Origin of the sequence: Aneurinibacillus thermoaerophilus (assembly GCF_900099925.1) — a bacterium.
GTDB lineage: Bacteria > Bacillota > Bacilli > Aneurinibacillales > Aneurinibacillaceae > Aneurinibacillus > Aneurinibacillus thermoaerophilus.
The window spans coordinates 12,996-14,726 of record NZ_FNDE01000054.1; the positions used below are offsets into that span (position 1 = coordinate 12,996).

Below are 1,731 nucleotides of genomic sequence, written 5' to 3' on the forward strand. Positions count from 1 at the left end.
CAGACTACTTAGGTGGTTTTACGGATGATCCTAAGTTTTATATGAACGTAGTGGGATATAAATAACCAATGCGACTATTCACAAGCAATACCGTCTTTAGTTTTATATGAACGTAGTGGGATATAAATGGGGAGAGCTTAGCCAATATAAATGGAAAGAGTTGAATGAGTTTTATATGAACGTAGTGGGATATAAATCGCCTCACTTCTTCTTCGTATTCTGCAAGCAACTCTGTTTTATATGAACGTAGTGGGATATAAATTACAAACATAAAATAATACATAAAAGGAGAAAGATAGGTTTTATATGAACGTAGTGGGATATAAATAAATCCAGTAGTTCAGTTTAGCGTCGTATGTTGTGTGTTTTATATGAACGTAGTGGGATATAAATAAAGCTGCTCGTCACTTTTTTGTAGAATGTCCGTCCAGTTTTATATGAACGTAGTGGGATATAAATATGGGTAGCTTTAACAATGCAACCACTGTACTGTACGGTTTTATATGAACGTAGTGGGATATAAAGAAGCGATGTGGAGGACTCTGTAGATTTAAAAGCAATCGTATGCTGTGTACCGGCGGAAACTCCGCAGGATGTGGTGTGGGCATTAAAGGAAAAGAAAAAAACAGCCAAAATTTTTCGGCTGAGATTATGCGGTTACTCACTGTAGCAATCCGTACAGAATCAGACCCTTATACTGTGACATTTCCAATGCCGCAAGAAATACCAGATGATGTATTGCAATGGGTAAAAGAAGATGAAAACAAGAAAATGTTAGGCCGATTCATATACGCGGCACTCACCGGGTTACAGGGGCAAATGCCGGGAACATTTCAACAAACAAAGCCAGAAAAGAGTAAAGAAAAGATGGAGGCGGACGAAGCGGCCCGGAAAGCAGCGGCCATGTTTTTAAATGACGATGAATAGAAAAAATCTTACCCGGTAGAAATCTAAAAATCTACTATTCTACCGGGTTATTTCTTGTTTTACCCGGTGAATGTATGGCCGTATCTTCTATGGCGTACCAATCTTCTTTACCTTTTTGGTGGTAAGAAAAATTAAAAAGAAACAGCCTGTTTGGTTCGCGGCTGTTTCTTTTTAATTTAAGAGAATTAAATCGGGCTAACAAATATAGCACCCTCAACACTTTCAGTTGGACTTAATACAACAAAGTTCCGATCAGGTGAAAAGATATTATGCTCAGTAAAGTGAAAACGGTTATAAATATCCCATGTTATGATATCAGCTTTGTTTTTGGCTGGAACATCCGGAATCATGAATTCATGTGAATATTCTACCTTTTTATCCAATTTAACACCTGTAGTTGCCTTGAAATAGTCCGCAAATCCTGCCTCTAATGTAATGAATGTTTCCGTTGAGAATGTTCTATCTACTGTCTTTTTTAGGATTGCGGACGGGAATCCTCTGCCTCTTTAGAGGAGAGATGAGAGTCCGCTTTGCCCGAATCCCCCTTGCGGGGATTACAAGGGCAAATTTTTTGTTATTTTCACTGACTATATGTAATTGAAAACGCTCAATATAATACATGTTAAACAGCTTTTTGTGCTATACTATATGTATGAAAAAATCTACCATAAAACATGCTCGAACCTGTGTCTACAATGTTAATTATCACATCGTTTGGTCTGTAAAATACCGAAGAAAAGTACTCACTTCCGAGATAGAAGGCTACTTGAAAGACCTTTTTCAAGAAATCGCACAGGAAAAAGA

At 37.6% G+C, this 1,731-nt stretch carries 3 protein-coding genes and 1 CRISPR repeat array; of the genes, 2 read left to right on the top strand and 1 reads right to left on the bottom strand.

Annotated elements, in window-relative coordinates; genetic code table 11:
* Positions 1-34: 34 nt before the first annotated feature.
* A CRISPR array of direct repeats spans positions 35-525; the repeat unit is 29 nt; unit sequence GTTTTATATGAACGTAGTGGGATATAAAT.
* Between the two features lie 39 nt (positions 526-564).
* Complete coding sequence (locus tag BLR88_RS17480; RefSeq protein ID WP_057899889.1) at positions 565-927, top strand: hypothetical protein; 363 nt, start codon at positions 565-567, stop codon at positions 925-927.
* 185 nt (positions 928-1,112) lie between these two features.
* Here BLR88_RS17480 and BLR88_RS19770 read toward each other — a convergent pair whose 3' ends face one another.
* Entirely contained in the window at positions 1,113-1,277 is a 165-nt protein-coding gene (locus BLR88_RS19770) for a hypothetical protein (protein WP_175493674.1), read from the bottom strand.
* A gap of 302 nt (positions 1,278-1,579) precedes the next feature.
* Here BLR88_RS19770 and BLR88_RS17490 point away from each other — a divergent pair.
* On the top strand, positions 1,580-1,731 hold a 152-nt coding region (locus BLR88_RS17490), incomplete at its 3' end, for a transposase (protein WP_175493675.1).

Bases quoted from the DNA above. Each gene is read 5' to 3' on its own strand.
- BLR88_RS17480 (WP_057899889.1), top strand. From the start codon at position 565: ATGCTGTGTACCGGCGGAAACTCCGCAGGATGTGGTGTGGGCATTAAA.
- BLR88_RS19770 (WP_175493674.1), bottom strand. From the start codon at position 1,277: ATGATTCCGGATGTTCCAGCCAAAAACAAAGCTGATATCATAACATGG.